At 69.0% G+C, this 4,842-nt stretch carries 3 protein-coding genes; 1 reads left to right on the top strand and 2 read right to left on the bottom strand.

What is annotated here, in order from left to right; genetic code table 11:
* Together K8V84_RS05560 and helR are read right to left on the bottom strand one after the other, a co-directional pair.
* Positions 1-1,112: ATP-binding cassette domain-containing protein (locus tag K8V84_RS05560; protein WP_304071280.1), on the bottom strand; the 1,112-nt coding region annotated here is incomplete at its 3' end.
* A 246-nt stretch (positions 1,113-1,358) separates the two neighbouring features.
* On the bottom strand, positions 1,359-3,506 hold the full coding sequence (helR, locus tag K8V84_RS05555) for an RNA polymerase recycling motor ATPase HelR (protein ID WP_304071282.1): 2,148 nt from the start codon (positions 3,504-3,506) through the stop codon (positions 1,359-1,361).
* A gap of 427 nt (positions 3,507-3,933) precedes the next feature.
* On the opposite strand from helR, the gene K8V84_RS05550 reads away from it, so the two are divergent.
* On the top strand, positions 3,934-4,647 hold the full coding sequence (locus tag K8V84_RS05550) for a response regulator transcription factor (RefSeq protein WP_304071277.1): 714 nt from the start codon (positions 3,934-3,936) through the stop codon (positions 4,645-4,647).
* Positions 4,648-4,842: the final 195 nt, after the last annotated feature.

Below are 4,842 nucleotides of genomic sequence, written 5' to 3'. Positions count from 1 at the left end.
CCGCCCCGCAGGGTCAGCGAAGCGGGGGTGGTGAGCCGGTCGGCCACGGTGACCCCCTCGGCCGCCAGCAGGGTCGTTCCAGGTCGTGTGGGCAGATCGGGGAACCGGAACCGCTGCGGTGGTTCGGGCATCGTGACCTCGTGCGTGTCCAGGTCGGCCTGGCGACGGTGCACGTTCTTGACCAGTCCGCCCGCCCGGGTGGCACGCTGGTGCTTGCCGGTGCCCTTGTCCGGGCGCCACCCCGACACGAGCCGGTTCTGCGCCGAACTCAGCAGGTCTTGCAGGCGCGACCTCTCCTCCTGTTGTCGAGCGTATTCCTGCTCCCAACGTTCCCGTTCGGCCCGGCGGCCCCGACGGTAGCCCTCGTACCCGCCGCCGTGGACTCTGGGGCGACCGTCGTCGGTGGGGTCCAGGTCCACCACGGTGTGGGCCACGTCGGACAGCAGTGCGCGGTCGTGGCTGATCACCACCACGCCTCCCGAGCGCCGGCGCAGGCGTTCGGTGAGGAAGTCCAGACCGGCGCGGTCCAGGTGGTTGGTGGGTTCGTCGAGCAGGAGGAAGTCGTCCTCGGCGCCGAGCAGGCAGGCCAGGCGGACCCGATAGCGCTGCCCGACCGACAGTTCGGTGAGTCGGCGGGAGCGGTCCGTCTCGGCCCCCAGCGCGTCCAGGGCGATGTCTATCCGGCGTTCGGCGTCCCAGGCGTCCAACGCCTCGGCGCGTTCCAGGGCGCGGGCGTACCGTTCCTCGGCTCCGGCCGCGTTCTCGCCCAGGGCGAGCCCGGCGGTGTCGAGTTCGGTGAGCGCGACCAGGGAGTCGGCCACGGCGTCCGCGATCACCTCCCCGACGGTACGTCGGTCAGCGGTGGACATCTCCTGTTCGGCCAGGCCGAGCGTGCCGACCAGGCTCACGGTGCCCTCATCCGGGACGAGGGTGCCCGCGAGTACGTGCAGGAGCGTGGTCTTGCCTCGTCCGTTCTCCCCCACGATCGCGATCCGGGAGGTGGGGCTGACGGTGAGGTCGGTGTCGAAGAGCACTCGGTGGGCGCCCAGGGTGACGGAGACCCCGGACACGACGAGTTGCGCGCGCGAACGCGCGGGAAGGGCGGTGGGCATGTACGTCCTCTACAACGGGCACGCCGAAGACACCCGGTGACCGGGGGTACTGGGCATGCCGAAAACGGCGACCCTCGACGGGGTCAGGTCGTCATGGCCGCGACGCGACGCTCGGAGATGCTCGACGAGCGCGGGCGGCCGACGACACCGTTAAAGGTAGAGAACGGACTGGATCATGGCCCCAGGCTAACGCGGGACCCCCGGAACACGAAAGTGCTTTTTCCGGAGGTCCCGCACACAGTCGTGTCAGGCACCGGTCAAAACGACGAGCCGGTCGGTGGCCCTGGTCATGGCGACGTAGCGGTCGACCGCGCCCTCGATGCCCTCCCCGAAGTCCTGTGGGTCGACGAGAACTACCAGGTCGAACTCCAGCCCCTTGGCCAGAGCCGGGGTCAGCGACCGCACGCGCGGCCCGGACCGGAAGTCGGGCGCGCCGATGACGCAGGCGATGCCCTCGTCGTTGCGCGCCGCCCAGGCCGCCACGATCGACTCCAACTCCTCGACGCGGCCGTACTCCACCGGGGCGCCCTCGCGAACGGAGGTCGGCACGTTGGCGTCCGGCAACACCTCCCGGATGACCGGTTCCGCCGCCTCCATCACCTGGGCCGGGGTCCGGTAGTTGATGCTCAGCGCCGCCATCTCGACCCGGTCGAAGCCGACCCGCTCCAGCCGCTCCCTCCAGGACTCGGTGAACCCGTGCCGGGCCTGGGCGCGGTCTCCCACGATGGTGAAGCTGCGAGAGGGGCAGCGTTGCAGCAGCATCTGCCACTCCGCGTCGGTCAGTTCCTGGGCCTCGTCCACGACGATGTGCGCGAACGGACCGGTGAGCAGGTCGGTGTCGCCGGTGGGCAGGGCCGCCTCGTCGACCAGGTTCTCGCGCAGGTCGGCGTGGTTCAGCATCGTCACCGGCCCCTCCCCGTCGTCGTCCGCGGCCATCAGGTCGTCGATGACGTAGGAGACGCGTTCGCGTTCGGTCTCGGCGGCGGCCTCATGACGGCGCTTGCGCTCGGAGGCCTTCGGGTCGCCGAGTCGTCTCCGGGCCGCGTCCAACAACGGCAGGTCCGACACCGTCCAGGCCTGGGGATCCTCGCGCTGCAGGGCGCGGATGCGGTCGGGTTCCAACCAGGGCGCGCACAGGCGCAGGTACGCGGGCACCGACCACAGGTCGCCCACCAGGTCCGTGGGTTCCAGCAGCGGCCAGGACCGATACAGGGTGCCGATCAACTCCCGGTCGCGCAGTAGCCAGGAGTGCAACATCGGTGTGGTGACGTCCTCCTCCTCGTGCTGGTCGTCCAGGATCGCGACCAGTTCCTCCAGGATGCGTTCACGCGCCTCGTTGTGCGGAGTGCCGGGGTCGACCGCGTCGAAAGCCTCCTTCCAGTCGGCGGCGCTCAACCCGAGGTCGAACCACGGGGTCGACACGGTCATGGCCTCGGTGGGCGGTCGCTCGTAGAACCGCACGGCCGGTTCGATCGCCTCCACCAAACGCGCGGACTCCTTCAACCGGGCGACCTTCGGGTCAGGCTCCTCACCGGCCGTGGCGCCCTCGGGGACGAGGTCGCGCAGTGTGCGGGTCAGCACACCCTCCTCGCCCAGGCTCGGCAGGACGTCGGCGACATAGGCCAGGTAGGGCTGGTGGGGGCCGATGAACAGCACCCCGCCGCGCCGGTGTCCCAGCCTGGAATCGGCGTAGAGCAGGTGGGCGGTGCGGTGCAGGGCGACCACGGTCTTACCGGTGCCCGGTCCCCCATCGACGACCAGGGCGCCGGCGGCGCCCGCCCTGATGATGGCGTTCTGGTCGGCCTGGATGGTGGCGAGCACGTCGCGCATCCGATCGGAGCGGTTGGCGCCCAGATCGGCGATGAAGGCGGACTGGTCGTCGAGGGCGGCGTTGCTCTCGAACCCGTCCTCGGTGAACACCTCGTCCCAGTAGTCGCTGATCCGGCCGAGCTTCCACCGGTACCGGCGGCGGCTGACCAGGCCCATCGGGTCGGCGTGGGTGGCGGCGAAGAACGGTTCGGCGGCGGGCGAACGCCAGTCGATGAGCAGGCGATCGCCCTCGGAGTCGGAGAGGCCGAGCCTGCCCACGTACACGGGCTCGTCCTCGCCCTCGCGGACGAACCGACCCAGGCACAGGTCCAGGCCGAAGCGACGCAGGGCGCGCAACCGAGAGGACAGGCGGTGGATCTCCATGTCGCGTTCGACCGTTTCTCGGATGTTGCCGCCCGAGGATCGGCGCTGGGCGTCGAGACGTTCGTTCAGGTCGGCGATGCCGTTCTCGAGACTGCGGGCGATGGCCTCGAAGTGTCGCTCGTCGTCGGCGATCAGCTTCGGGTCGGCCTTGGGAGCGAGGTGTTCGGAAAGGTCGAAGGCGCTGGTGGCCTGGGTGTTCACGTCGTCTCCCCGATCGTGTGTTGTGCTCACGAGCGTTGATTGTGAACCATCACCGGGGTCTTGCCGCAAGCCCCGGGGTGCGCTATAAGTTAGAAGTGGCGGGAGGTCTCTGGAATCGCCCCCGCCGGTCGCGAACCCCGCCTTCCGCTCCGCTCGGGACTCTCCCGTTCCCCCGCACAGCATTCACGCCGCCGCCTTTTGCGCGCGGCTTTTTTCATGCCGCCCAGGCGGGAAAATCGGAATCGACCGCCACGGATCAACCGGTCGTGAGAACATGGGATCGACCCTCGGCATCAGGAGTTCCCATGGATAGGGCCGCTCTCCCCCGACCACCTCTCGCCCCGCGCCACAGCGGTTCCCGCGCAGGCGAACAAGGGCCCGACATCCATTCTCTTTTCGGCCCTAACGAAAATCAGGAGTTGTTTCGGTGACCCCTCAATCCGCCCCCGCCGAGATACGACCGGTCGACGGCCCCACCCCCACCCGACCGCTGCGCATCATGGTCGTCGACGACCACGCCCTGTTCCGCCGTGGCCTGGTGTCGGTCCTGGACGACGAGGACGACATCGACGTGGTCGGTGAGGCCGGCGACGGTGACGTGGCCGTTCAGAAGGCCGGCGAGCTGCAACCGGACGTCATCATCATGGACGTGATGATGCCTCACACCACCGGCATCGAGGCGGGTCCCCGCATCCGCGCGATCGCGCCGGACGCCAAGTTCGTGATGCTCACCATGAGCGAGTCCGAATCCGACCTGTTCGAGGCCCTCAAGGCGGGCGCGACCGGCTACCTCCTCAAGGAGATGGCCGTGACCGACCTTCCCCGGGTGGTGCGGACCATCGCCACCGGCCGCTCGTGCCTGGACTCCTCCATGGCCACCAAGCTGATCGCCGAGTTCGCCGAACTGGCCAAACAGGAGACCTCCCCGCGACCCAAGGAGACCCTGCCCCAGCTCACTCCCCGAGAGACCGAGGTGCTCAAGCTCCTGGCCAGGTCCATGAACAACCGCGAGATCGGCGGGCGCCTGTTCATCACCGAGAACACCGTGAAGAACCACGTCCGCAACATCCTGGAGAAGCTCCAGGTGCACTCGCGCACCGAGGCCGCCATCTACGCGGTCCGCGCCGAGTACGTGGGCTGATCGTCGAGAGCGTAGGTTGACCGCCGAATACGTGGCTGACCACACCCGGTACCGCCCGACGTTCGTGAGGCATGGCGACGGCGCATGGCTTCCTGGGCTCATGGCGCATTCGCTTCGAATCGGGCTGAGCGGGTTGTGGGTGGGGGTTGCGGGTGGTGGGTGGGAGATGGCAGGTACAGGATGGGGCCTCTGAGG

It is taken from the genome of Nocardiopsis listeri (assembly GCF_020741345.1).
GTDB classification, from domain to species: Bacteria; Actinomycetota; Actinomycetes; order Streptosporangiales; family Streptosporangiaceae; genus Nocardiopsis; species Nocardiopsis listeri_A.
This window is presented reverse-complemented; position numbering and strand designations above follow the sequence as displayed.